Consider the following 25,800-nt stretch of genomic DNA (forward strand, 5'->3'; position numbering starts at 1 on the left):
GCCCTGCGGCTCTACCACACCGACGACGTGCGCGGCGTCGAGATCGGGGGAGCCGGCAAGAACGTGCTCGCCATCGCCGCGGGGATCGTCGCCGGGCGCGGCCTCGGCGAGAGCGCCCGCGCCGCGCTGATCGCCCGCGCCTTCGCCGAGCTGATGCGGTTCGCTCGCAGCTTCGGCGGGCGGCCCGAGACGCTGATGGGCCTGTCGGGCCTCGGCGACCTCGTGCTCACCGCCTCCTCGCCGCAATCGCGCAACTTCGCCTTCGGCCTCGCGCTCGGGCAGGGCGCCGCGCCGGAGGCCGCCGCCGGGGGCAAGCTCGCCGAGGGCGCCTTCACCGCGACAGCCTTGGTCGGGCTCGCCCGCGGGCAGGGGATCGAGATGCCGATCGCCGAAGCCGTCGCGGCGATCGTCGCCGGGCGCGCGAGCGTCGAGGACGTGGTCGCCGCGCTGCTCGCCCGACCGCTGAAGGCGGAGGCCGAGTGACCTCGACCCCAGCGACCTCGACCCCGATCCACGCCTTCCTCGCCGGCACCGGCACGGATGGCTCAGGCCGCACGTTGGCGACGGTGCTCGCCTTCGACGACCTGCGGATCGAGGCGGTGCACGACTTCATCCAATGGTGCTTTCCCCTCGCGCAGGCGAGCCGCGCCGTGCCCGGCGCACCGGTGCTGACGCCGGCCGAAGCGGACGCGATCCGCGCCGACCCGGCGGCCCGCGAAGGCCTGCGCGCCGCCCTCGCACGCATGCGCCGCTTCTACGTCGGGACCGACCGGTGGCTGGTGCCGCACGACCACAACCACCTGCGCATCACCCGCATCCTCACGGCGACCCGCGACCTCCTCGGCGCGGCGGAAGCGCAGGATTTCCACGCGTTCGCGACCCTGCGCAACGCGCAAGCGGGTTCGCCGATCAACCCGGCGAGCCTGGCCTTCTGGGCCGACGCCGCCGGCCGGCCCTGACTTTCGAACGAGCGACGAGACGGATGGCCTACTGGCTCTACAAGTCCGAACCCGCGACCTGGTCGTGGGCGCAGCAGGTCGCGGCGGGGGAGGGCGGCACCCACTGGAACGGGGTGCGCAACCACCTCGCCAAGAAGCAGCTCATGGCGATGCAGGTCGGCGACCTCGGGTTCTTCTACCACTCGAACGAGGGCAAGGCCGTCGTCGGGATCGTACGCGTGATCAAGCCGTACTACCCGGACCACACCGACGCGACCGGACGCTTCGGCATGGTCGACCTCGCCGCCGTCGAGGCACTGCCGAACCCTGTCACCCTCGATGCGATCAAGACCGAGTCGGCGCTCAAGGACATGGTGCTCGTCAACAACTCGCGCCTGTCGGTGCAGCCGGTGACGGAGGCCGAGTGGTCGCTGGTGCGTGCCATGGGCGGGCTCGGCTGACCGCGCGCAAGTCGCTTTTACGCCGCCTTGGCGGATGGGGCCTTGGGGCGGCTCGTGCCGGCCCGCGTCTCGGGCGCCGGCTCTCCCCCGACGGCGACGGCGGCGAGCGTGTCCATCACCCGGCTCGCCGGCAGCGTGACGATCACCTCGGTGCCCTCGCGCGGGCGCGACTTCAGGGTGAAGTTGCCGCCGTGCAGGTCGACGAGGCCCTTCACGATCGGTAGGCCGAGGCCGGAGCCCTGCTCGGCGGTCTTGATCGCGAGCGAACCGCGGCCGAACGAGGACATGACCGTGCCGAGCTCGTCCTCCGGGATGCCGGGGCCGCTGTCCTTGACCGCGACGTACTGGCCGCCGGAGCTGGTCCAGCCGACCTTGATCGTGATCTCGCCGCCGGGCGGGGTGAACTTCACCGCGTTCGAGAGCAGGTTCAGCACCACCTGGCGCAGGGCGCGCTCGTCGGCCCAAAGCCGTGGCAGGGTGTCGTCGACGAAGTCGAGGAAGGTCTGGTTCTTGCCGCGGGCCTTCAGCCCCATCATGTGGCGGCACTCCTCGACGATGTGGGCCAGCGTCACCGCCTCCTCGTTGAGCTCGTAGCGGCCGGCCTCGATCCGGGAGAGGTCCAGGATCTCGTTGATCAGGTTCAGCAGATGCATGCCGCTGTCGTGGATATCGGTGGAATACTCGCCGTAGCTCGGCGCGGTATGGGGGCCGAACACCTCGTTCTTCATCACCTCGGAGAAGCCGAGGATGGCGTTGAGCGGCGTGCGCAACTCGTGGCTCATCGTCGCCAGGAACCGGGACTTGGCGAGATTCGCCTCCTCCGCCCGGCGCCGGGCCTCGTCGGAGTTGGCCTTGGCCTGCTCCAGCTCGCCGAACACCGCATCCTTCTCCGCGCGAGACTGCAGCGCGCCCACAGTGGAGGTGTAGATGCGGCGCGCCAGGCCGAGGAAGAAGATCTGCGAGCCGATCGCCATCGCGACGAGCATCACGGCGTCGGCCTCGCGGGCGAAGGTGAGGAGGCACAGGGTCGCCAGCGCGAGGGGCACCAGGGCGGCTGCGGCGGCGGTCGGAACGGTGGCGGCCACCATCGTGGCGACGGCGGCCGCGATGATCAGGCCGAACAGCGCGAAGTGCCAGCCGCCCAGCATGCCCAGGCCGACGATCGCCGACCAGCTCAGGCTCTGCATCACCTCGCCGAAGGCGAAGCGTCGGCGCCAGCGCGCGAGGGACACCGCGCCGGGCTCGGCGCGGAGGAAGCTCCGGCTCATCGACGCGTTGAGGGTGATCATCAGGAACGCGCAGAGCGCCCAGATCGCCGCGACCAGCGGCTCCACCCAGAAGCAGGTGGCGCTGGCCATCGCGATCGCGAACAGGCCGAGCGGGATGCCGGCGCCCGCCCGGTACTGCGCGTAGAGGCGCAGCAGCTCGTAGTCGAACGCCCGCACGAGGCCGGTCTTCGAGGTCAGCTTCTCCCGGGCCGAGCGCATGTCGCGTGCGACCCCACGGCGTCGCACGGCCTCTTCCGACGAAGGACCGCGGCCGCGCTGCACCATCTCGACCGTCAGTTCGGACATCGGCCTCTTCGAAGGCTGGACGAAGGGGGCCGGCTCGACGCGCCGGACCGCAACATGAGAGGCCCGACGTTGCGCGCGATATGTTAAGAACGGCCTGCCGCGGTCGCGACGATTGTCCTGATCGCGCGAAGGTCGCGATCACGGTGCCAGGTGTTCGCCGCCGGCGGGTGGCTTACGTTCGTCGATGGCGCGTCAACAAGTGTTCGCCGCGGGTGCGCGGACGCACATCGCATCGGGGCGTGCCGGGACTAGCGATCGACGAGAGAGACTTACGCGCGGGAGATCTCGGATGCTGAACCTCACCGTCAACGGCGTCCGGCACGCGATCGACGCCGACCCCGAGATGCCGTTGCTCTGGGCGCTGCGCGACCACCTCGACAAGACCGGCACCAAGTACGGCTGCGGCATCGCCCAGTGCGGCGCCTGCACGGTCCACCTCGACGGGCAGCCGGTCCGCTCCTGCCAGACCCGGATCGGCGACGTCGGCGAAGCTAAGGTCACCACGATCGAGGGCGTGTCCGGCCGCGTCGCCGAGGCGGTGCAGGGCGCGTGGCGCAAGCTCGACGTGGTCCAGTGCGGCTACTGCCAGTCCGGGCAGATCATGTCCGCGATCGGCCTGCTCACGGAGAACCCGAAGCCGTCCGAGGCCGACATCGACGGAGCCATGGACGGCAACGTCTGCCGCTGCGGCACCTACCAGCGCATCCGCGCGGCGATCCACGAGGCCGCCAAGACGCTGGCGTGATCGCTCGCGTCCGCGTCGCACGTCATCCCAAGACTGTTCGCCCGTTCCCGCACTGACCGGAGCCACGCCATGCTGAAGATCCGTCAGACGGACCCGCGCTCTCCGCGCGCGACCCGCCGCAGCTTCCTCGCCGGGGGCGCCGCCGCGACCGGCGCCATCGTCGTCGGCTTCCGCCTCGACCTGAAGAACACGGCGCGCGCCGCCGCCGGCCCCGACCTTTCGGGGGTGAAGGCGGACCCGAACGCCTTCGTGCGGATCGGGTCCGACGACACCGTGACGGTGATCGTCAAGCACCTCGACATGGGGCAGGGCAACACGACCGGCCTCGCCACCATCCTCGCCGACGAGCTCGACGCGGATTGGTCGCGGGTGCGCACCGAGTTCGCCCCCGCCGACGCCGCCCGCTACAACAACATGCTGATGGGCCCGATCCAGGGGACCGGCGGATCGACCGCGGTCGCCAACTCCTGGTTCCAGCTGCGCAAGGCGGGCGCCGCCGCCCGCGAGATGCTGGTGGCCGCCGCCGCCTACCAGTGGAAGGTGCCGGCGGGCGAGATCACGGTCGCGAACGGCGTCGTCCGCCATGCGGGCTCGAACCGGCAGGCGCGGTTCGGCGAACTCGCCGCGTCGGCGGCGACGCTTCCGGTGCCGCAGGAGCCGCACCTGAAGGACCCGAGCCAGTGGACACTGATCGGCGCTCGCGTGCCGCGCCTCGATTCCGTCGCCAAGACGGACGGCAGCGCGGTCTACGCCCTCGACATCCGCCGCCCCGGCCAGGTCACCGCCGTCGTCGCCCGCCCGCCGCGCTTCGGCGGTACGGTGAAGAGCTTCGACGACGCGGCGACCCGCAAGGTCGCGGGGGTGGTCGACGTCGTCGCGATCCCGTCCGGCGTCGCGGTCGTCGCCAAGGACACCTGGTCGGCGATGAAGGGCCGCGAGGCGCTGAAAGTCGTATGGGACGACGGCGCGGCGGAGGCGCATTCCTCCGACGCGATCCTGGCCGGCTACCGCGAACAGGCCAAGCGGCCCGGCCTCGTCGCCTCCGAGCGCGGCGACCCGGAAGCCGGCATCAAGGGCGCGGCCAAGGTGCTGGAGGCGGAGTTCACCTTCCCCTACCTGGCGCACGCCGCGATGGAGCCGCTGAACGCCACGATCGAGCGCGCGCCGGATGGGGGCTACGACGTCTACGCCGGCCTGCAGTTCCAGACGATCGAGCAGGCCGCCGTCGCCGCGGTGATGGGCACCACCACCGACAAGGTCCGCCTGCACACGCAATGGGCCGGCGGCTCGTTCGGACGGCGCGCCACGCCCTCGGCCGACTACATCACCGAGGCCGCGACCATCCTGAAGGCGACGCGGGCCAAGGCGCCGGTGCACCTGGTCTGGACCCGCGAGGACGACATGGCCGGCGGCTACTACCGCCCGACCGTCTACCACAAGGTCCGCGCCGGACTCGACGCCAAGGGCGGGATCGTCGGCTGGCAGCACGTGATGGTCGGCAAGTCGATCATGATCGGCTCGCCCTTCGAGGCGATGATCGTCAAGAACGGGATCGATTCCACCACCGTCGAGGGCGCGTCCGACACGCCCTACGCGCTGCCGGCCTACCGCTTCGAGGTCCACAACACCCGCGAGGGCGTGCCGGTCCTGTGGTGGCGCTCGGTCGGCCACAGCCACACCGCGCAGGCGATGGAGGTGTTCATCGACGAGTTGGCGCATGCCGCCGACGTCGACCCGCTCGCCTACCGGCTTTCGCTGCTGACCGCCGCGCCGCGCCTCTCGGGCGTGCTCAAGCTCGCCGCCGAGAAGGCGAACTGGGATTCGGGAGCCAAGACCAACGGCAAGGGCCGGGGCCTCGGCATCGCCGCGCACGAATCCTTCGGCTCCTACGTGGCGATGGTCGCCGACATCACCGCCGAGGACGCCAAGGTGAAGGTCAACCGCATCGTCGCGGCGGTGGATGTCGGCGTCGCGGTCAACCCGGACGTGATCCGTGCACAGGTCGAGGGCGCGGTGGGCTTCGCCCTCTCCTCGGTGCTGCGCAACCGCATCACCCTCAAGGACGGCGTGGTGCAGGAGAAGAACTTCGACACCTACGAGCCGACCCGGATGAGCGAGATGCCGGTGGTCGAGGTCCACATCGTGCCGTCCTCGGCGGCGCCGACCGGCATCGGCGAGCCCGGCGTCCCGGTGCTGGCACCCTCGATCTCCAACGCGATCTTCGCCGCCACGGGCCAGCGCCTGCGCTCGCTGCCCCTCGACCTCGCAGGCCTGAAGGGCGTGTGAGGCAGGACACGTCGCGGACGGCACACGAAGCTTAGCGTCACCCGGCTTCCCAGAGCTTCGAACCCACCTCAAAACGCGGCGCGGGCCTTCAGTCCCGCGCCGTTTCTTTTGGTCGCGTCGATGCATCCTCGCCGAAACGCGGCGTCGTGCCCATCTCACATCGAGCATGGTCACCGCCTTCGACACCACCGCCGCGAACCTGCGCGCCTGCCGGATCTGCCGGGACACGCCGCTCTACGGCGCGCCGCTGCCGCAGGAGCCGCTGCCGATCGTCCAGGGCAGCGCTACGGCGCGCCTGTGCATCGCGAGCCAGGCGCCGGGGACGCGGGCGCACCGCACCGGCATCCCGTTCATGGACCCGTCCGGCGTGCGGCTGCGATCCTGGCTCGGCCTGGACGAGGCCGCGTTCTACGATGCCGGCCGGATCGCGATCGTGCCGATGGGCTCGTGCTTCCCGGGACTCGATGCCAAGGGCGGCGACAAGCCGCCGCGGCGGGAATGCGCCGAGCGCTGGCGCGGCGAGCTCTTCGCCGGCTTGCCGGACCTGGAGCTGATCCTCGTGATCGGCCAGTACGCGCAGGCCTGGCACCTCGGAAAGATGCCGGACGGGCTCACCGGCACGGTCCGCCGCTGGCGCCAGATCCTGGCCGAGCCGCGGGCGCCGCGGGTCCTGCCGCTGCCGCATCCGTCCTGGCGCAACAACGGCTGGCTCAAGCGCGAGCCTTGGTTCGAGGCCGAGCTGCTGCCGGTGCTGAAGGCGGAGGTCGCGCGCGTCATGGCACCTGCGGTCCTGAAGCCCGGTGTCATGCCTGCCCCCTCGGCTGCGCGATTGACACCGAACCCGGCGGCGTGATCGGGAACCACGATGCGTGATTCAACCTCTCAGAGCCCGACCGATCCGCGCGACCGCCTCATCGTCGCCCTCGACCTCGACGAGCCGGCCGCGGCACGGGCCATGGTCGATCGGATCGGCGACGCCGCGACCTTCTACAAGATCGGCTACCGGCTGGCCTATGCGGGCGGGCTGGCGCTGGTGCCGGAACTCGCCGCGCGCGGGCTCAAGGTCTTCCTCGACCTGAAGCTGCACGACATCGGCAACACGGTCGAGGAGGGGGTGCGCGCGCTCTCCGGACTCGGCGCCACCTTTTTGACGGTGCACGCCTATCCGCAGACCATGCGCGCGGCCGTGCGCGGGCGCGGCACGTCGAGCCTGAAGATCCTCGCGGTGACGGTGCTGACTTCCTACGACGAGGGCGACGCACGCGAATCCGGCTACGCCCTGCCGATCTCCGAACTCGTGGCGCACCGTGCCTTCCAGGCGGCGGAAGCCGGGATCGACGGCATCGTCTGCAGCGCCTTCGAGGCGCAGGCCGTGCGCAACGTGGTCGGCCCGGCGAGCCTGATCGTGACGCCGGGCATCCGGCCGGCGGGCAGCGACAGCGGCGACCAGAAGCGGGTTATGACCCCGGGGCAGGCGCGCGCGGCGGGCATCGACCACGTCGTCGTCGGGCGCCCGATCACCGCGGCCGCCGACCCGCGCGCCGTGACGCAGGCGATCCTCGCCGAGATGGCAGCACAGGAGTGACGACGATGACGCGCGGCTACTGGATCGTCCGGGTCGATGTCCGCGACGCGGAGGCCTACAAGGACTACGCCGCCTCGAACGGCGCGGCCTTCGCCGCCTTCGGCGGCCGCTTCCTGGTGCGCGGCGGCCGCTTCGAGGCCGTGGTCGGCACGACGCGCGCCCGCAACGTCGTGATCGAGTTCGCGAGCTACGACGACGCCGTCGCCTGCTGGAAGTCGGACCTGTACCAGGCCGCCCGCGCCAAGCAGAAGGACGGCGCCGACGCCGACATCCTGATCATCGAAGGCTACGACGGCGAGCAGCCGAGCGTCGGCATCGCGTCCGAGCCCGACAACCCCGCCTCGGAATAGGCGGGCCGCCTCAGCGCGCGCCGACCGGCCGCAGGCTGCGCAGCAGGAACGCGGTCATCACGTCGAGCTGCGGCACCGGCGCATCCGGGTACTGGCTGACCAGCAGCGGATGGCTGTAGCGCGCGATCGCCGTGTGCAGGCAGCGCGCCGCGCCGGCGGGGTCGTCCGTCTCGAACTCGCCGCGGGCGACGCCGTCGACGACGATCCGCTCGAAAACAGCGCCGATCCGGTCGACGTGGTGGCGGCAGACGTCCCAGCTCTCGCTCATCGCCGCCTCGATCATCTCGTGCATCCGCGGGAAGGCGCTGCAGCGCTCGTGGGTGTCGCGGTGCAAGGCTTCGATCACCGCCGTAAGACGGTCGGCGGCGCGCGAGCCCGGCGCGTCGGCGATCGCCGAGATCAGCGCCTCGACCTCGCCGATCAGGCGCTCCACCACCGCCTCGTTGATCGCCTTCTTCGAGTCGAAGAAGCGGTAGACGTTGGCCGGGCTCATCTTCAGCGTCTTGGCGATGTCGGCGACGGTGGTCTTCTGGTAGCCGATCTCGCGGAACGAACGCTCGGCCGTCGCCAGGATGCGGCAGCGGGTCGTGGGCGCGCTCTCTTCGCTCAGGATGGGTTCGACGGGGACGGCGATGGTCATCCCCGAGCGTATGCCGCAATCCGGCGAAGCGTCAAAATGTCGGCCGTCGGACCCGCGCGGAACCGTGCCGCCGCGCTCGAATTGGCCCGCTGACCCGGCCCCCCGAGGCCGCACCTCACGCAGCAAAGCCGACATCGATGAAGCTCGAAGGCAAGAAGGCCCTGATCACCGGCGCCGATTCCGGGATCGGCCGGGCGACGGCGCTCCTGTTCGCGCAGCACGGCGCGGACGTGGCGATCACCTACAACACCGACGCGGACGGCATCGCCGAGACCACCCGCCTCGTGGAGGAGACCGGGCGCCGGGCGCTCGTGATCCAGAACGACGTCGGCGACCCGGCCTCGGTCGCCGCCACCTTCGACCGCGTCGCCAGCGACCTCGGCCCCCTCGACATCCTGGTGGCCAACGCCGGCCAGGCGATGAGCGGCATGGCGGTCGCGGACATGGAGGACGAGCGGCTGGAGCGGATCCTGCGCGTCAACCTGATGGGTCCGCTGTTCTGCGCGCGCGCCTTCATCAAGGTGCGCCGGGCGCAAGGCGGGCGCGGCAAGATCGTCATGGTGTCTTCGGTGGCTCAGCACCTGCCGACGCCGGAAAGCGCTCCCTACGGCATGTCGAAGGCGGGCGTCGGCTCGCTGTGCCGAAGCCTGTCGCGCGAGCTCGCCGACGACCGGATCAACGTCAACAACGTCGCGCCCGGCCTGATCGAGACGCCGATGACCGCCGACCGCTTCGAGGACCCGAAGGTGCTCGCAAAGTCGCTCGAGCGCATCCCGTGGCACCGCGCGGGCCAGCCCGACGACATCGCCAAGGCGATCCTCTACCTCAGCAGCGACGACGCCGACTACGTGACCGGGCACACGCTCGTGGTCGACGGCGGGCTGACGATGCAGTGGGGCGGCGCCTGAACGCCATCAACCGACGTCCGGTGACGGGTTGATCTCGTCGCCTGACGTCGGGCGTGTGCGGAGAAGGATTGCGGCCGAAAACCACACCTCTGGGCATGCCCTTCCGGTTCGAGGCCGGACCTTCAGCGCGGATTCCGGATGCCTTGCTGGCGGTGGCGGTTTTCGAAAAGTCCGTCGCACGGCTCGATGGGGAGGTCCCGGACGCCATAACGGCGGATGTCGACTTGGCCATCGAACGTATTGGCAGCTCGTCCGGCACGGCGGAGGCCGATAGCGGCACGACGAGGGACGATATCCTGGTCGTCCCCACCCAATTGAACGAGTTGGCGTAGGTCGTGTCAGGCGCAGCTACCGCCGACGCCGGCCTTGCCAGACAGCCCGGCATCCTATGGAAACTTGCGGATCAGACGGCGGCGCAGATGTCGCGAGACGACGAGTCATGCGAGGCGAGATGGTAAGGGCGGTACGTGCTAAGCGCACCGTAATGCTACGGATCGACCGGCGCGAACCCCGCGCTTGAGGAATCACCGCGGCAAACATAGAGAAGCCGGCGAAGATCGCCGGCCGCCATGGACGCACCTACAGAACCGCCGTCACGCTTTGGAAGAGCGTCGGCGTTGCGACCTGCATCGCGTAATTAGTGCCTGACCGTAGACGCGAAGGTCTACGATCCGAACTGGGAGCCGAGCTGCTCCAGGTACTCGGCGAGGTCCACGCCGCCGATGCGCTTGCCGTAGTCGAAGCGCATGCCCTGGCGGATGTCGACCGCCGCGCTCTTCGTGGTGAGCGTGAACGGCCGGACGCAGACCCAGGCGCCGTCGCGGCGATGTTCGAAGTATCCGAGGATTTCGTGCTTGGCCATGTCGCGGTCCCGTACGGATTTTCGGGACAACGAGCAGAATCGCACTTCGTTCGGTGCCGACGAAGAATTATCGCACCGGAACGGCCAAGCTCAGGACCATGAAGGGCGCGGCGGCTTTGCTGCGAAGCAGCATGGCCGACCGTACCAAAGCTTGTTCCCATCGCAGACGCACTCCAACGCGTCTTCGCCGGCCGCTTCCACAAACCGCCTCAGCATCGGGGTCTTGGTAGGAAGGTGCGTGTTCCGGGCCGGATTTCGATGGACGCCCTCAGCCGCCCGGCTTGGCGGCGTTCACCAGTTCGGGGACCGTGATCTCCGGCAATTCGATCGCCTGCGACTTGTCGGGTCGGGTCCGGCGTCGCATCGGCGGCAGCGTCTGCGGCTGGCCGGTCTCGAGCGCGCGCTCGATTGCTGCCAAGATGCGGACGTCGGCGAGGCCTTCCTCGCCGTCCGGCTCCGGCACCCGGCCGTCCAGGATGCAATCAGAGAAGTACCGCGTCTCGGCGCCGAACTGGTCGACGCTCGGGTAGGACAGGCTTTCGGTCTTGCCGACGCGGGTCAGCTCGCCCGCAAGCGGCTGGCCGAAGGTGAAGCCCGGCGCCATCAGCAGGTCGCCCTCGGTGCCGACGACGCGGTAGGCGTCGACCGAGTCGGTCTCGTAGGAGACCGTGAACTGCGCCAGGCGATCGCCGGGGAAGCGCAGCGTCACCGCGACCGTGCCGTGGAAGCCGTAGGGGCTCCCCGGCCGGCGGGCGCCGTGGGCGTGGACCTCGACCGGCTCGTCGGAGAACAGGTTGCGCACGGCGTTGATTGGGTAAGTGCCCATGTCGGGGACCGGGCCGGCCCAGTAGCCCCGGTGCGCGCGGTGGTTCTCGGTCGCCACGTGCTGGCCGAACGTCGCCGAGAACACCAGCGGTTCGCCGATCGCCCCGGCGCGCACGCGCTCGATCGCATCGAGGGTGCCGGGCTCGAAGTGCAGGCGGTAGGCGAGCATCAGCCGCGCGTTGCCGCGCTCGGCCGCCGCGATGATCGCCTCGCAATCGGCGACGCTCGTCGCCATCGGCTTCTCGAGCAGCACGTGGAGGCCGGCCTCCAGCGCCGGCACGGCGTAGTCGCGGTGCATGCCGTTCGGCAGCGCGAGGTAGACGGCATCGAACAGCCCGGACGCCAGCGCCTCGGGATACCGCTCGTAGGAGAACGCCGTCAGCCCGTAACGCTCGCCGAGCGCCGTGGCCTTCTCCGGGTCGCCGGTGACCAGGGCCGTGATCGCGGAATTGCCGGTCTGCGCCACCGCCGGCATGAAGGCCGCCTGCGAGATCCAACCGCCGCCGACCACCGCGTAACGGATCGTCTTCGCCTCACCCATGCTCGCCCCCGGTTGCGCCAACGCAGGCGCAACGCGAGGTGCGAGCCGAGGTTTCCGCGAGGACCGCCGGACGGTCCCGGCGGCCCGGCGTCAGGCGGCGGGCTTCAGCGCGCCGATGTTGTCGTGGAAGTCCGGCCCGTTCGTCGTCTTGGCCACGTGGCCGGCGCGGACGAGGAAGTCGCCGAAGCGCTCGCCCGGGTTCCGGCTCTTGGCGTAGTCGGCGAAGAGCGGGTCGAGGGTGTCGCGGATCTCCGACGCCACCACGTCCTCGCGGTAGAGCTTGCCCAGGCGCGAGCCGTCGAAGGCGGCGCCGAGATAGAGGTGGTAGCGCTCCGGTCCGCGGCCGACGAGGCCGATCTCGGCGATGAAGGGGCGGGCGCAGCCGTTCGGGCAGCCGGTCGAGCGGATGGTGATCTCGTCATCCTGTAGGCCGTGGCGGGCCAAGCTCTCTTCCAGCTCGGTCATCAGGTGCGGCAGGTAGCGCTCGCTCTCTGCGAGCGCCAAGCCGCAGGTCGGCAGCGCAACGCAGGCGATCGAATTGCGGCGAAGGGCACCTGCGCCCTTGGTCAGGCCGTACTCGTCGACCAACGCCTCGATCGCCGCCCGCTTCTCGGACGGGACGTTGGCGATGATGACGTTCTGGTTGCCGGTGAGGCGGAAGTCGCCCTCGTGCTCGGTGGCGATCCGGCGCAGGCCGCTGAGGAACTTCGGGCCGTCCTCATAATCCTTGATCCGGCCCGACGGCACGTAGAGCGTGAGGTGGTGGCGGCCGTCGTCGCCCTCCGTCCAGCCATAGCGGTCGCCGTTGCCGGTGAAGGTGAAGGGCTTCGGGTCGGCGAAGCTGATGCCGACGCGCTTCTCGACCTCGGCGCGGAACGCCTTCAGGCCGTAGCGCTCGATCGTGTACTTCAGCCGGGCGTTCTTGCGGTTTGTGCGATTGCCCCAGTCGCGCTGCACCGTCATCACGGCTTCCGCGACCTTCACGGCCTCGTCCGGCTTGCAGAACAGCATCAGGTCGGCGGTGCGCGGGAAGGTGTCCGTCTCGCCGTGGGTCATGCCCATGCCGCCGCCGACGGTGACGTTCCAGCCGGTGAGCTTGTTGTTCTGGTCGAGGATCGCGATGAAGCCGAGGTCGTGAGCGAACACGTCGACCTCGTTCGACGGCGGCACCGCGACGACGACCTTGAATTTCCGCGGCAGGTAGGTCCTGCCGTAGACCGGCTCGAACTCCTCCTCGCCGCCGACGACCTTCTCGCCGTCGAGCCAGATCTCGCGCCACGCGTTGGTCTTCGGCAACAGCGAGTCGGAAATGTCCTTGGCGAGCGCGTAGGCCGCGGCGTGCGCGTGGGTCTGGGCCGGATTGGTCGCGGCCATGACGTTGCGGTTGACGTCGCCGCAGGCCGCGATGGTGTCGAGCAGCGCCGCGTCGATCGCCGCCATGGTGCGCTTGAGGTTCGACTTGATGACGCCGTGGTACTGGAAGGTCTGGCGCGTGGTCGCGCGGATCGCGTCGCCGGCGTAGGTCGTGGCGATGTCGTCGAGGGCCAGCCACTGCTTCGGGCTGATGACGCCGCCGGCGATGCGCAGGCGGATCATGAAGGCGTAGGCCTTGTCGAGCTTCTTCTTGGTCCGCTCAGGGCGCAGGTCGCGGTCGTCCTGCAGGTACATCCCGTGGAACTTCACGAGCTGCCCGTCGTCGTCGGAGATCGCGCCGGTGGCATGCTTGAGCAGCCCGTCGGCTAAGCCACCGCGGAGATAGCCGCTCGCGATCTTCAGGTGCTCGTTGTGCGCGAGCCCCGCGGTCCGCGCGGCCTCGGCCTCGTCGATCGGGCGACCGGTCGGCGGGGTCTCGTAGACGCGCTCGGAAACGGGCTTGTGGTCGTCCATGGCGGTGATCCGACTTCGTTCTCGCAAATCTCAGGGATCGCCGATCCCTCTCCCCTCTGCGGGAGAGGGTGGCCCGCGAAGCGGGTCGGGAGAGGGGAGCGACATCTCCGGAAAGGGCGTTCCCCTCTCCCGACCCCTGCCAAGGCAGGGGCCACCCTCCCCCGCAGTGGGGGGAGAGCTGGCGCGTGTCAGTACACGTCCTGCTGGTAACGCCCGGCGCGCTCAAGGGCCGACACCGCCGCTGCGGCATCGTCGGCACTCGTGCCCTTCACCGCTGCGTAGGCGTTCTCGACCGCGAGGCGCACGTCCTTGGCCATCGCCTTGGCGTCGCCGCAGACGTAGAGGTGCGCGCCGCCCTCCAGCCACTCCACCAGCTCCGCGCGATGCTGGTCGATGCGGTGCTGGACGTAGAGCTTCTCCGGCTGGTCGCGCGAGAACGCGACGTCGATCCGGGTCAGCGAGCGGTCCTCCAGCGCCTCCTGCCATTCGAGCTGGTACAGGAAGTCGTGGGTGAAGTGCCGGTCGCCGAAGAACAGCCAAGATCTGCCGACCCTGCGGCCGGTGGCCTCGACGGCGCGGCGCTCCTGCACGAAGGCGCGGAACGGCGCGACGCCGGTACCGGGGCCGACCATGATGATGTCGGTCGCCGGGTCGGCCGGCAGGCGGAAGTGGCGGTTCGGCTTCAGGCGGACCCGGAGCTTCGCGCCGTCCGAGATCCGGTCGGCGACGTGGGTCGAGGCGACGCCGGAGCGCGCCTTGCCGTGGGTCTCGTAGCGCACGGCGGCGATGGCGAGATGGACCTCGTCGCCGACTTCCTTGCGTGACGAGGCGATCGAGTAGGCGCGCGGCGGCAGCGGCCGGGTGATGCCGCCGAGGTGCTCGGCGGTCAGCGCCGCCGGATAGGTTTCGATCAGGTCGATGAGGTGACGCCCCTCGATCCAGGCGCGGACTTCGCCGCCCTCGATCAGGCGCTTGGCCTCCTCGTGTCCGGTGGCCTTCACGAAGCGCTCGACGGTGGCGGCCGAGAGGGTGGTGATGTCGCGCTCGGCCAGCAGCGAGCGGCGCAGGGCCTCGTCGCCGGTGAGCCCGGTCGCCTTCAGGATCTCCTCGACGAGCGCCGGGTCGTTCTCCGGGTAGATCTCCAGCGAATCGCCGGGCTCGTAGGCGGGGGCGCCGTCCTCGAAGGCCAGGGCGAGGTGGATCGTCTCCTTGTCGGAGCGCGAGGAGTTGAGGTTCACATGCTCGACCACCTCGACGACGACCGGCTCGCGGCTCGGCTCGGCCTCATCGTCCTCGGACGAGGCGGCGCGGGCGAAGTCTACCGCCACGACGTTGTCGGCGGCGACGGGCGCCGGGGCCAGCGCCTTCAGGGTTCCCTTGATCCAGTCGGCCGCCGGCTTCTCGAAGTCGAGGTCGAGGTCGGCGCGCTCCGCCGCGCGCTTGCCGCCGAGCGCCTCGAAGCGGGCGTCGAGCGCCTTTCCGATAGCGCAGAACTCGGCATAGGAGGTGTCGCCGAGCGCCAGCACGGCGAACTCCACGCCGTCGAAGCGCGGGGCGCCGTCGCCCATCAGCGCGTTGTAGGTGGAGACCGCACGAGCCGGCGGCTCGCCTTCGCCCCAGGTCGCGGCGATGGCGACGAGCTTGCCGGCCTTCGGCAGCACCGCAAGGTCGAGGTCGGCGAAGTCGATGACCTTCGGCTTGAAGCCCTGCTTGCGCGCGAGCTTGGCGACGTTGCCGGCCAGCGACTCGCAGTTGCCCGATTCGCTCGCGTAGATGATCGTCAGCGGCTCGGCGGCCTTCGGCGGGGCCGCGGGTGCCGCCGCCGGCTGCCCGCCGGCCGCGTCGACGCCCGCGAGGAAGCCGGCGAGCCAGGCGCGTTGGATCGCCGTCGCGCTGCAGAGGACGGCGTCGAGGCTGGCCCGCTCGCTGTCGCCGAACGGCGCAGTGCGGGGAAGGAGGCTTTGGAGTGACATCGGCAGACCATGTCGTGGGGCGGCGAGCCCCTGTCAACGGGAAAACGTCCGTTTTACAGAACGCTCGATTTGGAGAAGGAGTCGATCGTCGTTGCGGTGCGAAAAAGAAGATTATTCTCCGACCGCAGCCAGGGTCGGTGGCAGCCCCTGGATCTGGCGGCCGTTGGTCGGGGGGGCGGGCAGCGGCAGGGCGGTGGTCGACTTCACCTTCTCCATGGCGAAGCGCGAGGTGACGTTCTTCAACGGCAGCGTCGCGATCAACCGCTTATAGAACGTATCGTAGGCGCTCATGTCGGCCACGACGACGCGGAGCATGTAGTCGACGTCGCCGGCCATCCGGTAGAATTCCAGCACCTCCGGCATCGCCGAGACGGTGCCGGCGAATCGCTCCAGCCAATCGCGCGAATGGTCGGCGGTCTCGATCGACACGAAGACGGTGAGCCCGAGCCCGAGCTTGACGGGATCGAGCACGGCCACCCGCCGGTCGATCACACCGTCTGCCTCCAGACGCTGGATACGCTTCCAGCACGGCGTCTGCGACAGGCCGACCCGCTCGCCGATCGCGGCGATCGACAGCGTGGCGTCCGTCTGGAGCAGTGCCAGGATCTTCAGGTCGATCGAATCCAAGGCCAACCTCACGTCTCGACGTCGTCCCGCCATGCGGCCCGCGCAGGGCCCCCATGAGAAGGAACTTCCATTTTCGCGCAACCGATCCCGATCGCAGCGTGTTGCCAAGGTCTTCTGCAGTGCAGCGCAGTCCCGTCCGGCCGTACGGCGGCGCCTTGACACCGTTCGTTATAGCGAACATCTCACGGAACAACCAGTGCCGGCGCACGTGCCGGCCCGCGAACGAACAGGCGATGACCCTTCAAAGCCCCCAGGCGGCCCTCGACCTCGCCGCCCAGATGAAACCCCTCGACCTGCGCGGACGAATCGCCCTCGTCGAGGCGACGATCCCCGGCCGGCTCGTCTTCACCACGAGCCTCGGCATCGAGGATCAGGCGCTCACCCACGCGCTCGCGACGGCGAAGGGCCGGACCGAGATCGTCACCCTGGACACCGGCCGCCTCTACCCCGAGACCTACGATGTCTGGGCCGAGACGGAATCGGCCTACGGCATCCGCATCCAGGCCTACGCGCCGGAGCGCGTCGCCGAAGAGGCGTTCGTGCGCGACGCCGGCATCAACGGCTTCCGCCACTCGGTGGAGGCGCGACAGGCCTGCTGCGGCTTCCGCAAGGTCGAGCCGTTGGGCCGCGCCCTCGACGGCGCCGCCGGCTGGCTCACCGGCCTGCGCGCCGGCCAGTCCGCCAACCGCGCCGACACGCCGCTCGCCGAGTTCGACGAGGCCCGCAACCTGATCAAGCTCAACCCGCTGGCCGACTGGACGCGCGAGGACGTCGATCGCTTCGTGCGCGACAACTACGTGCCCTACAACGTCCTGCACGACCGCGGCTTCCCCTCGATCGGCTGCGCCCCCTGCACCCGCGCCGTCCGCGTCGGCGAATCCGAGCGCGCCGGTCGCTGGTGGTGGGAGCAGGAATCCAAGAAGGAATGCGGCTTGCACATCCATGCGCCCGAGGCCGACGTCGCGCCCGGCGAGGAAGCGGCCGCGTTCGAAACCACGAAATCCCATAGACCGGAGATGGCCCGATGAGCGCCGCACCCGCGATCCAGGCTCCGGCCGGCTCCCGTCTCACGCACCTGCAGCGGCTTGAGGCCGAGAGCATCCACATCTTCCGGGAGACGGTCGCCGAGACCGAGAACCCGGTGATGCTCTACTCGATCGGCAAGGATTCGTCGGTGCTCCTGCACCTGGCGCTGAAGGCGTTCGCGCCCGGCCGCCTGCCGTTCCCCCTGATGCACATCGACACGACCTGGAAGTTCAGGGAGATGATCGCCTTCCGCGACGCCCGCGCGAAGGAGCTCGGCCTCGAGCTGATCGTCCACACCAACCAGGACGGGCTCGCCCGCGGCGTCGGCCCGATCAGCCACGGATCGGAAGTCCACACCGACGTGATGAAGACGCAGGCGCTGCGTCAGGCCCTCGACAAGTACAAGTTCGACGCGGCCTTCGGCGGCGCCCGGCGCGACGAGGAGGCCTCGCGCGCCAAGGAGCGCATCGTGTCGCTCCGCACCGCCCAGCACCGCTGGGACCCGAAGCGGCAGCGCGCCGAGCCCTGGCACCTGTACAACCTGCGCAAGAAGCGCGGCGAGTCGCTGCGCATCTTCCCGCTCTCGAACTGGACCGAGCTCGATATCTGGCTCTACATCGAGCAGGAGCGGATCCCGATCGTGCCGCTCTACTTCGCCAAGCCCCGGCCGGTGGTGGAGCGCGACGGCCAGCTGATCATGGTGGACGACGACCGCCTGCCGTTGGAGCCCGGCGAGGCCCCGATGCTGCGCAACGTCCGCTTCCGCACGCTGGGCGACTATCCGCTCACGGGCGCCGTCGAGAGCGGCGCCGACACGCTGCCCGCGATCATCGGCGAGACGCTGGCCGCCCGCACCTCGGAGCGGCAGGGCCGGGTGATCGACAAGGACGGCGCCGGCGCCATGGAGCGCAAGAAGCAGGAAGGCTACTTCTGATGACGGTCCACCCCCCCAAGGACGCGTTCGACACCGCCGAGTTCGGCTACGAGTCGTTCCTCGCCGCGCATCAGAGCAAGGAAGTCCTGCGCTTCATCGCCTGCGGCTCGGTGGACGACGGCAAGTCGACCCTGATCGGCCGCCTGCTGCACGACACCAAGCAGATCTTCGACGACCAGATCACCGCGCTCCAGCGCGATTCGAAGAAGCACGGCACGCAAGGGCAGGAGGTCGACCTCGCTCTCCTCGTCGACGGCCTCCAGGCCGAGCGTGAGCAGGGCATCACCATCGACGTCGCCTACCGGTTCTTCTCCACCGACAGGCGCTCGTTCATCGTCGCCGACACCCCCGGCCACGAGCAGTACACCCGCAACATGGCCACCGGCGCCTCGACCGCCGATGTGGCCATCATCCTGGTGGACGCCCGCCAGGGCCTCACCCGTCAGACCCGGCGCCACGCCCTGCTGGTCTCGATGCTCGGCATCCGTCGCGTCGTGCTCGCGATTAACAAGATGGACCTCGTCGGCTGGTCGCAGGCCCGGTTCGACGAGCTGGTCGCGGGCTTCACCGCCTTCACCAAGGACTTCGCCTTCACCGAGGTCCGCGCGATCCCGCTCTCGGCCAAGAACGGCGACAACGTCGTGCTGCCGGCGGTCTCCACGCCCTGGTACCAGGGCGGGCCGTTGCTCGCGTATCTCGAAACCGTGCCGGTGCACGAGGAGGCTCTGGCCGCCCCGTTCCGCATGGCGGTGCAGTGGGTCAACCGGCCCAATTCCGAATTCCGCGGCTTCTCCGGCCTGATCGCCGCCGGCACCGTTCGGCCGGGCGATGCGGTGGCGATCGCGCCTTCCGCCCGCACCAGCACGGTCGCGCGCATCGTCGGCCCGGACGGCGACCTCGCCAGCGCCCAGGAGGGCCAGTCGGTCACCCTGGTGCTTGCCGACGAGGTCGACGCCTCGCGCGGCAGCGTCATCGCCACCGCCGCCCACCCGATGCAGGTCTCCGACACCCTCGACGTGCGCCTGTTCTGGGCCGCCGAGACCGAGCTCGCGCCCGGCGCTACGCTGCTCGCCAAGGTCGGCACCGTCACGGCCAACGCCGTGGTCGAGCGCATCCGCAACCGCGTCGACCCGGAGACGGGGCAGCCCGGCCCGGCCGACAAGCTCGTCGCCAACGACATCGCCGACGTCACGCTCAAGCTCGACCGCGCGGTGCCCTTCGACGCCTACGCCGAGACCCGCGACACCGGTGGCCTGATCCTGATCGACCGCGAGAGCACGGATACGGCGGCTCTGGGGCTGGTGCAGGCGCCGGCACGCGTGGCGGTAACGGCCGAAAAGCCGACGACGAATGCCGGGGGCGGCCTCCTCAGCCGCCTGCGCGGGTTGTTCGGCGGCTGATCTGAGACGGGGGCGCGCTGGCTCATCCGTCGCGCCCTCCATCCGATCCACCACCTCGAACTGAGGCGCTTCCGCGAAGCGGACGCCTTGAAGGAGGTATCCAACCGGCCGCGCGGTCGCTGAGATGCTCCTTCGAGGCCCGCCGAGGCGGGCGCCTCGGGATCAGGACGTTCGGGGATCGTAAGATGGGCGGCGGCGGGCTGCTGCCCAGCTCTCAAACGAGCGTGAAGTGCAGCTCGCCCAGTCCCTCGAGGCTGGATACGACGGCGTCGCCCGGCTTCAGCCATTGCCGTTCCGCCCGCGGGATCTTCTCGCCGAAGATCACCCCCTGCGGCGTGCCGGTGTAGAAAATGTCGCCCGGCTTGATGGTCATGACCTTCGAGGCGAAGCTGATCAGCTGGCGGCAGTTGAAGATCATGTCCGCCGTGGTCCAGTCCTGCCGCACCGCGCCGTTGACCTTGGTGACGAGCCGCAGGTTGTTCGGGTCGGGCACGCGGTCGGCGGTCACGAGGTAGGGGCCGAGCGGCGCGAACCCGTCCGATGTCTTGCCGATCATGAATTGCGACGTGAGCGTCTGCAGGTCGCGGGCGCTGAAGTCGTTGCCGGTGGCGTAGCCTGCAACGTAGTCGAGGGCGTCGGCCTCCGAGACGTCGCGGCATTCGCGGCCGAAGACGATCACCAGCTCGGTCTCGTAGTCGAACTCGCGGGCGGCGTGCGTCGGCAGCTTGATCGTCCCGCCGTGGTGATTGAGCGTGTTGTTGTATTTGTTGAACAGCGGTGGGTCCTTCGGTGGCGGCGTTCCCGTCTCCTCGGCGTGCTTGCGGTAGTTGAACCCCATCATGATGATCTTTTCCGGTCGGGTGACCAGCGGCGCATAGGCGACCTGATCCTCGGCGATCGTCAGGCGCGGGTCGGGGGCTGCCTCGACCGCGTCGATCACCGCGCGCAGCATCGGACCCTTCCCGTTCTGCAGGAGGTCGTCCATGTCGGCCGGCACCGGCAGGCCCACCGCCTTGCCGGCGGCGGTGACGTCGAGCACGCCGTCCCGGGTCTTCAATCCGAGGCCGTACGCGCCGTCGCGGCGGAGGTTGATCAGGATCATGTCGCGCGGCATGCCCCATAGGGCCTTTGCCGGGGGCAGCGCGGACGCCGCCGTCTCGGCCGCTCGCCCAGCCGCCGGCGCGGCGACGGCAGCAGCCGCAAGGCCCGCCGTCGCCTTCAGGAAATTGCGTCGATCGCCCATCATCGTCTCCTCTCGAGATCGCTGTCCCGTCGTGGCGGCCCTTTGGAGGGCCGTCCGCGTGTCCGATGCGGCGAAACCGCGTCGGGATCGACAGGATGCGCCGATCTGCGCGCGATGTCAGGCGAACGAATGCAACCTACGCGACAGGTGGGACGGGTTTGTCGTTCCCCGTCTCACGCCGCGACGGCGGTCTTGGCGAGGCCCCAGGCCTGCGCGAGCAGGCTGTAGGAGCGGCGGCGCGCCTCCTGGTCGGGGATGGCGCACACGACCATGATCTCGTCGGCCTGCGTCGCCTCGGCGAGGCCCGCCAGCAGCGCGCAGACGGTCTCGGGCGCGCCGACATGCAGCCGGTCGCGGCCGCGGGCGATGCGGGCGCGCTCGGCGTCGCCGTAGGGATAAGCCTCGGCCTCGGCCAGGGTCGGGATCGGTGCGTACTCGCCGCGCTCGCGCCGCAGCGTCGCCAGCTGCGTACTGAGCGCCAGGCGCTCGGCTTGCGCGTCGGTCTCCGCGCAGACGACTGCGACCGCGAGGATCGCGTGGGGCTTGGAGCCCCAGCGCGAGGGCTGGAAGCCCCTGCGGTAATCGAGCATCGGGAAACGCGCGTCGAACGAGGCGAAGTGCTGCGCGAAGGCGAAGCCGAGCCCGAGGCGTGCGGACAGGTGCGCGCTGTAATCCGACGAACCGAGCAGGAAGATCGGCGGCAGGGGCACGCCGGCCGGCATCACCGCCACGGTGTTGAACGGATGGCCCTCGGGGAACCCACCGGTCTCCCACAGCATCAGTTCCTGCAGCCGGTCGAGGAAGTCGTCGCCGCCGCGCGGCGCCTCGCGGCGGCGCAACGCCTGGGCGGTGATGCCGTCGGTGCCGGGCGCGCGGCCGAGGCCGAGGTCGATTCGCCCGGGAAACAGCGCCTCCAGGACCTTGAACCGCTCGGCCACCATCAGCGGCGCGTGGTTCGGCAGCATGATGCCGCCGGAGCCGACGCGGATCGTACGGGTCGCAGCCGCGATCTGGCCGACCATGATGTCGGGGGCCGGGCTCGCCACCGAGGGCAGGGCGTGGTGCTCGGCGAGCCAGTAACGGCCGTAGCCGAGGCGGTCGACATGGCGGGCGAGGTCGAGGGAATCGCGCAGCGCCTGGGCCGGGGTCGAGCCGGAACCGACGAACGACAGGTCGAGAACGGAGAGATTTGCCATCGACCGGAGATGGTGTCGCCCGCACCGGCCGTCGAGGCGGTCGCTAGCGCCCGAGCCCTGCATCCGGCGCGTGACGTTTCCCGCCGAACCCCGACCGGGCGCCTTGCCGGCTTTCCGACCCGCGACTACGGTCCCGCCGCCGTCACGGGACGGCGAAACCTGCACGAAAACCGGAGTCCCCATCATGGGCTTTCTTGCCGACGCCCTCTCGCGCGTAAAGCCATCCGCGACGATCGCGATGACGCAGAAGGCGCGCGACCTGAAAGCCGGCGGCATGGACGTGATCAGCCTGTCGGTCGGCGAGCCCGACTTCGACACGCCCGAGCACATCAAGCACGCCGCCATCGAGGCGATCAACCGCGGCGAGACCAAGTACCCGCCGGTCTCGGGCATCGTGCCGCTGCGCGAAGCCATCGTGAAGAAGTTCAAGCGCGAGAACGGGCTCGACTACAAGGTCTCGCAGACCATCGTCGGCACCGGCGGCAAGCACGTCATCTACAACGCGCTGCTCGCCACCCTGAACCCCGGCGACGAGGTCGTGATCCCGCGCCCCTACTGGGTATCCTACCCGGAGATGGTGGTGCTCTGCGGCGGCACGCCCGTCTTCGCCGAGACCGACATGGCGCACGACTTCAAGCTTCAGCCCGAGGAGCTGGAGCGGGTGCTGACCCCGAAGACCAAGTGGATCATCCTCAACTCCCCGTCGAACCCGTCGGGCGCCGCCTACAGCCACGCCGAGCTGAAGAAGATCACCGACGTGCTGATGCGCTATCCGCACGTCTGGGTGCTCACCGACGACATGTACGAGCACCTGACCTACGGCGACTTCGAGTTCGTCACGCCGGCCCAGATCGAGCCGGGCCTCTACGAGCGGACGCTGACCATGAACGGCGTCTCGAAGGCCTACGCGATGACCGGCTGGCGCATCGGCTACGCCGCCGGCCCGGAGATGCTGATCAAGGCGATGGACTTCGTCCAGGGCCAGCAGACCTCGGGCGCCTCGTCGATCTCGCAATGGGCGGCGGTGGCCGCGCTCGACGGCACGCAGGCGCACCTCGCGCAGTTCAAGGCGGCGTTCCAGGAGCGGCGCGACCTCGTGGTCTCGATGCTGAACCAGACCAAGGGCCTGCAATGCCCGACGCCGGAAGGCGCGTTCTACGTCTACCCGTCCTGCGCGGAAACGATCGGGCGCACGGCGCCGTCGGGCAAGACCATCGCGACCGACGAGGATTTCGTCACCGAGCTGCTCCAGGCGGAGGGCGTCGCCGCGGTCCACGGCTCCGCCTTCGGCCTCGGCCCGAACCTGCGCATCTCCTACGCGACCTCGACCAAGACCCTGGAGGAAGCCTGCAACCGCATCCAGCGGTTCTGCGGCTCGCTGCGCTAGGACCGGCGACGGCCGGCGCGAGGATCCTCCCCGCGTCGGCACCAGCCTGAAGGTGGTGCGATGCAAACGATTGCCGTCGTCGCCCCGGGCGCCATGGGCAGCGCGGTCGCGCGGCGCCTCGCCGAGAACGGCGTCCGCGTCCTGACCTCGCTGACCAGGCGCAGCGCCGCGACCCGCGCGCGGGCCGAGGACGCCGGCATGACCCATGCCGAGGATGCCGAGATCGTCGCGGCCGACCTGATCCTGTCCATCGTGCCGCCGGCCGACGCCGCCGCCCTGGCGGCTCGTCTCGCACCGAGCTTGGCCTCGGTGGTGAAAAAGCCGGTCTACGTCGACCTGAACGCTGTCTCCCCGACGACGGTGCACGGCATCGCCGCGACGATCGCGCCGACCGGGGCGCCGTTCCTCGACGGGGCCATCCTTGGGCTTCCCCCGAAGCCCGGCGCCAAGGGACCGCGGATCTACGTGGCGGGCGAGGATCTCGCCCCCTTGCTGGCGCTGCGCGAATGCGGGCTCGACATGCGCGCCTGCGAGGGCGGCGTCGGCGCGGCGTCGGGCCTGAAGATGGCCTATGCCGGCATCAACAAGGGCCTGCGGGCGCTCGCCGCCATCGTCGTGCTGGGCGCCGAGCGCGCCGGCGCCGGCGCGGCGCTGCAGGCCGAGCTCGCCGAGAGCGAGCCGGAGCTGCTCGCCCGGTTCGCCGCTGGCTTTCCCGACATGATGCCGAAGGCCCATCGCTGGGTCGCGGAGATGCACGAGATCGCCGACTTCCTCGCGCCGGACCGCGCCGGCGGGCAAGTCTTCGCCGGCGCGGCCGAGATTTTTACACGGCTCGCGGCGTCCGAGGGTGAGGCGGACGTCGTCGCGCTGCTCGCCTTCGCCGAGGCCGCAGGCGGATCGTCGCGGACGCGCTGATCGCGCCGCGCTTCGGTTGCCGGCTCGGGGCACTTCACCTATGCCAGCGGTCCCTGCGGCCGATGCGCCTGATGGTTTCGCGAGCCCGCTCGGGCCTGCATGGACGCGGGGTCGGCAGTGACGGGACGGCTCGGACCAGTTCTCTGGACCGTTCCTGTGAAACCTGGTGGGCCGGGATGCTGCAGGCGTGTCGGAGGCGCGGGGAACAGGAACCGCGGACCCGGCGCATGGCCCACACAAGTTTCGACCCGTTCCGGGACGGAGGTCGGCGCAGGCCTTCGGCTTTCGTTCACGCTCTTCGGCAACAGTGAGGACGGGCCGGGGAACCGGCCGCGTGTCACTGCGTTTTGCCGGGCTTGACCATCATGCGGGGGTTCCTCACCAGCGGCGTCAAGGCGATCCTGGCGATCGCGGCGCTGTCCACCGCCGCCCACTGGGCGCTTCGGGTCCAGCGCGATCCGGCGCCCAGCGCGCAGATCCAGGCGAGCCTCCCCGATCCGGCCACAACCGGGTCGATCGAGCCGCGCAGGGCAGAGCGCGCCGCGGCCCAGCCGGCCAAGGCGTCGGCCAACCTCGATCAGGATCACCTCTCGGCGCTCATCGCCAGCACCACCGGCGCGAAACCGAAGCCGCAGAAAGCGCTCGTCGCCAAGCGCTGAGCGCTTCGGGCGACCGTCTCGAAACACGCGAAAGGCCGCCCACCGAAAGGTGGACGGCCTCGTCGCGTTCGGACAACCGATCAGGCGGCGAGCGACCGCGGCGCGTGCCGCCCTTCCGCGATCTCCTCGATGATCTTGGCCGAGAAGGCGTCGAGATCGCCCGGGTTGCGGCTGGTGACGATACCGTGGTCGGTCACGACCTCCCGGTCGTGCCAGCGGCCGCCGGCGTTGATCACGTCCGTGCGGATCGAGGAGAACGAGGTCAGGTCGCGGCCCTTCGCGGCGCCGACCTCGATCAGCAGCCACGGCGCGTGACAGATCGCGGCGACCACCTTGCCGGAGGTCACGAAGGCCTTGATCACCTCCAGCGCCTTCGGCTCGAGGCGGAACTTGTCCGGGTTGATCTGGCCGCCGGGCAGGACGAGCGCGTCGTAGGCGCCCGGGTCGACGCCTTCCAGGTCGAGGTCGACCGCGACGTTCTTGCCCCAGTCGGTCTTGTCCCAGCCGCGGATCGATTCCGGCTTCTCGCGCGACTTCGGCGCGGCGACGTGCACCGTCGCGCCGGCCTGGCGCAGCTTGGCCTGGGGAACGGTGAGTTCGGTCTCCTCGAACCCGTCGGTGGCGAGGATCAGGACCTTGGCTTGCTTGATGTCGGGCATGGCGTTTCGCTCCGCATGGATGGCGTCGGCCGGCAAACCGGGACGCTCGCGCGCGGTTCCCGGACCAAGCGGCAACCCAGGACTGCGCGGAACCCTCGCGCGGGCGATCCGTTGCCTAACCCACCACCCACCTGCACGAGGCAACGCATGGGCAACCCCGGCCTTCCGACCCCCGATCC

General features: G+C 70.0%; 26 protein-coding genes. 16 read left to right on the top strand and 10 right to left on the bottom strand.

Annotation, left to right across the window (positions count from 1 at the left end; translation table 11 throughout):
• The 3 genes from FV229_RS13795 to FV229_RS13805 form a co-directional block, all read left to right on the top strand.
• The coding region (locus tag FV229_RS13795; protein WP_348644183.1) for an NAD(P)H-dependent glycerol-3-phosphate dehydrogenase at window positions 1-483 on the top strand (483 nt) is incomplete at its 5' end.
• A complete protein-coding gene (locus FV229_RS13800; RefSeq protein WP_147752535.1) occupies window positions 480-959 on the top strand; it encodes a hypothetical protein in 480 nt (159 codons plus the stop codon). The genes FV229_RS13795 and FV229_RS13800, both read left to right, overlap by 4 nt.
• 23 nt (window positions 960-982) lie before the next feature.
• A complete protein-coding gene (locus FV229_RS13805; protein ID WP_147752536.1) occupies window positions 983-1,399 on the top strand; it encodes an EVE domain-containing protein in 417 nt (138 codons plus the stop codon).
• A gap of 17 nt (window positions 1,400-1,416) precedes the next feature.
• Here the strand turns inward: FV229_RS13805 and FV229_RS13810 are convergent, their stop codons facing one another.
• Window positions 1,417-2,973, bottom strand: coding sequence for a HAMP domain-containing sensor histidine kinase (locus FV229_RS13810; RefSeq protein ID WP_147752537.1), 1,557 nt, complete (start codon window positions 2,971-2,973; stop codon window positions 1,417-1,419).
• Window positions 2,974-3,262: 289 nt separating this feature from the next.
• Between FV229_RS13810 and FV229_RS13815 the strand changes: the two genes are divergently transcribed.
• From FV229_RS13815 to FV229_RS13835, 5 genes are all read left to right on the top strand, one after another.
• Entirely contained in the window at window positions 3,263-3,718 is a 456-nt protein-coding gene (locus FV229_RS13815) for a (2Fe-2S)-binding protein (RefSeq protein ID WP_147752538.1), read from the top strand.
• A gap of 69 nt (window positions 3,719-3,787) precedes the next feature.
• Window positions 3,788-6,004 carry a xanthine dehydrogenase family protein molybdopterin-binding subunit gene (locus FV229_RS13820; protein ID WP_147752539.1) on the top strand — a complete coding sequence of 739 codons (2,217 nt, stop codon included), beginning with the start codon at window positions 3,788-3,790 and terminating at the stop codon, window positions 6,002-6,004.
• 166 nt (window positions 6,005-6,170) lie between these two features.
• Window positions 6,171-6,857, top strand: coding sequence for a uracil-DNA glycosylase family protein (locus tag FV229_RS13825; protein ID WP_147752540.1), 687 nt, complete (start codon window positions 6,171-6,173; stop codon window positions 6,855-6,857).
• A gap of 12 nt (window positions 6,858-6,869) precedes the next feature.
• On the top strand, window positions 6,870-7,589 hold the full coding sequence (pyrF, locus tag FV229_RS13830; protein WP_147752541.1) for an orotidine-5'-phosphate decarboxylase: 720 nt from the start codon (window positions 6,870-6,872) through the stop codon (window positions 7,587-7,589).
• A gap of 5 nt (window positions 7,590-7,594) precedes the next feature.
• Window positions 7,595-7,939: a DUF1330 domain-containing protein gene (locus FV229_RS13835; RefSeq protein WP_147752542.1), complete on the top strand. Its 345-nt coding sequence runs from the start codon at window positions 7,595-7,597 to the stop codon at window positions 7,937-7,939.
• A 10-nt stretch (window positions 7,940-7,949) separates the two neighbouring features.
• Here FV229_RS13835 and FV229_RS13840 read toward each other — a convergent pair whose 3' ends face one another.
• Window positions 7,950-8,579, bottom strand: coding sequence for a TetR family transcriptional regulator (locus FV229_RS13840; RefSeq protein WP_147752543.1), 630 nt, complete (start codon window positions 8,577-8,579; stop codon window positions 7,950-7,952).
• Window positions 8,580-8,716: 137 nt separating this feature from the next.
• On the opposite strand from FV229_RS13840, the gene FV229_RS13845 reads away from it, so the two are divergent.
• Both FV229_RS13845 and FV229_RS13850 read left to right on the top strand, forming a co-directional pair.
• Complete coding sequence (locus FV229_RS13845) at window positions 8,717-9,487, top strand: glucose 1-dehydrogenase (protein ID WP_147752544.1); 771 nt, start codon at window positions 8,717-8,719, stop codon at window positions 9,485-9,487.
• Between the two features lie 68 nt (window positions 9,488-9,555).
• Window positions 9,556-9,819, top strand: coding sequence for a hypothetical protein (locus FV229_RS13850; RefSeq protein ID WP_147752545.1), 264 nt, complete (start codon window positions 9,556-9,558; stop codon window positions 9,817-9,819).
• A 332-nt stretch (window positions 9,820-10,151) separates the two neighbouring features.
• On the opposite strand, the gene FV229_RS13855 is transcribed toward FV229_RS13850, so the two are convergent.
• The 5 genes from FV229_RS13855 to FV229_RS13875 all read right to left on the bottom strand — a co-directional run bounded on the left by FV229_RS13855 (window position 10,152) and on the right by FV229_RS13875 (window position 16,202).
• Window positions 10,152-10,349, bottom strand: coding sequence for a hypothetical protein (locus FV229_RS13855; protein WP_147752546.1), 198 nt, complete (start codon window positions 10,347-10,349; stop codon window positions 10,152-10,154).
• A gap of 268 nt (window positions 10,350-10,617) precedes the next feature.
• A complete protein-coding gene (locus FV229_RS13860) occupies window positions 10,618-11,715 on the bottom strand; it encodes a Gfo/Idh/MocA family oxidoreductase (protein ID WP_147752547.1) in 1,098 nt (365 codons plus the stop codon).
• 90 nt (window positions 11,716-11,805) lie between these two features.
• Window positions 11,806-13,602, bottom strand: a complete 1,797-nt coding sequence (locus FV229_RS13865) for an NADPH-dependent assimilatory sulfite reductase hemoprotein subunit (RefSeq protein ID WP_147752548.1) — start codon at window positions 13,600-13,602, stop codon at window positions 11,806-11,808.
• Between the two features lie 188 nt (window positions 13,603-13,790).
• Complete coding sequence (locus FV229_RS13870) at window positions 13,791-15,575, bottom strand: flavodoxin domain-containing protein (protein ID WP_147752549.1); 1,785 nt, start codon at window positions 15,573-15,575, stop codon at window positions 13,791-13,793.
• A gap of 111 nt (window positions 15,576-15,686) precedes the next feature.
• A complete protein-coding gene (locus FV229_RS13875) occupies window positions 15,687-16,202 on the bottom strand; it encodes an Lrp/AsnC family transcriptional regulator (RefSeq protein ID WP_147752550.1) in 516 nt (171 codons plus the stop codon).
• A gap of 233 nt (window positions 16,203-16,435) precedes the next feature.
• Here FV229_RS13875 and FV229_RS13880 point away from each other — a divergent pair, with 233 nt between their 5' ends.
• The 3 genes from FV229_RS13880 to cysN are packed head-to-tail and all read left to right on the top strand — an operon-like array spanning window position 16,436 to window position 19,562.
• Window positions 16,436-17,230, top strand: coding sequence for a phosphoadenylyl-sulfate reductase (locus FV229_RS13880; RefSeq protein ID WP_147752551.1), 795 nt, complete (start codon window positions 16,436-16,438; stop codon window positions 17,228-17,230).
• Window positions 17,227-18,162, top strand: a complete 936-nt coding sequence (cysD, locus tag FV229_RS13885) for a sulfate adenylyltransferase subunit CysD (protein ID WP_147752552.1) — start codon at window positions 17,227-17,229, stop codon at window positions 18,160-18,162. The genes FV229_RS13880 and cysD overlap by 4 nt, the downstream gene beginning before the upstream one ends.
• A complete protein-coding gene (gene cysN / locus FV229_RS13890) occupies window positions 18,162-19,562 on the top strand; it encodes a sulfate adenylyltransferase subunit CysN (RefSeq protein ID WP_147752553.1) in 1,401 nt (466 codons plus the stop codon). The genes cysD and cysN overlap by 1 nt, the downstream gene beginning before the upstream one ends.
• Before the next feature lie 214 nt (window positions 19,563-19,776).
• On the opposite strand, the gene FV229_RS13895 is transcribed toward cysN, so the two are convergent.
• Both FV229_RS13895 and FV229_RS13900 read right to left on the bottom strand, forming a co-directional pair.
• Window positions 19,777-20,808, bottom strand: coding sequence for a fumarylacetoacetate hydrolase family protein (locus tag FV229_RS13895; protein ID WP_147752554.1), 1,032 nt, complete (start codon window positions 20,806-20,808; stop codon window positions 19,777-19,779).
• Window positions 20,809-20,978: 170 nt separating this feature from the next.
• Window positions 20,979-22,001 (bottom strand): LLM class flavin-dependent oxidoreductase, encoded by a 1,023-nt coding sequence (locus FV229_RS13900; RefSeq protein ID WP_147752555.1) that lies wholly within the window; start codon window positions 21,999-22,001, stop codon window positions 20,979-20,981.
• Between the two features lie 184 nt (window positions 22,002-22,185).
• On the opposite strand from FV229_RS13900, the gene FV229_RS13905 reads away from it, so the two are divergent.
• The 3 genes from FV229_RS13905 (at window position 22,186) to FV229_RS13915 (ending at window position 24,962) form a co-directional block, all read left to right on the top strand.
• Window positions 22,186-23,388: a pyridoxal phosphate-dependent aminotransferase gene (locus FV229_RS13905; RefSeq protein WP_147752556.1), complete on the top strand. Its 1,203-nt coding sequence runs from the start codon at window positions 22,186-22,188 to the stop codon at window positions 23,386-23,388.
• Between the two features lie 60 nt (window positions 23,389-23,448).
• Window positions 23,449-24,303 (top strand): NAD(P)-dependent oxidoreductase, encoded by an 855-nt coding sequence (locus FV229_RS13910; protein WP_147752557.1) that lies wholly within the window; start codon window positions 23,449-23,451, stop codon window positions 24,301-24,303.
• Between the two features lie 365 nt (window positions 24,304-24,668).
• Window positions 24,669-24,962: a hypothetical protein gene (locus FV229_RS13915; RefSeq protein ID WP_147752558.1), complete on the top strand. Its 294-nt coding sequence runs from the start codon at window positions 24,669-24,671 to the stop codon at window positions 24,960-24,962.
• Window positions 24,963-25,042: 80 nt separating this feature from the next.
• Here FV229_RS13915 and FV229_RS13920 read toward each other — a convergent pair whose 3' ends face one another.
• Window positions 25,043-25,621 (bottom strand): type 1 glutamine amidotransferase domain-containing protein, encoded by a 579-nt coding sequence (locus FV229_RS13920; protein WP_147752559.1) that lies wholly within the window; start codon window positions 25,619-25,621, stop codon window positions 25,043-25,045.
• Window positions 25,622-25,800: the final 179 nt, after the last annotated feature.

The sequence above is a fragment of the Methylobacterium sp. WL120 genome, from assembly GCF_008039465.1.
Taxonomy (GTDB): domain Bacteria; phylum Pseudomonadota; class Alphaproteobacteria; order Rhizobiales; family Beijerinckiaceae; genus Methylobacterium; species Methylobacterium cerastii.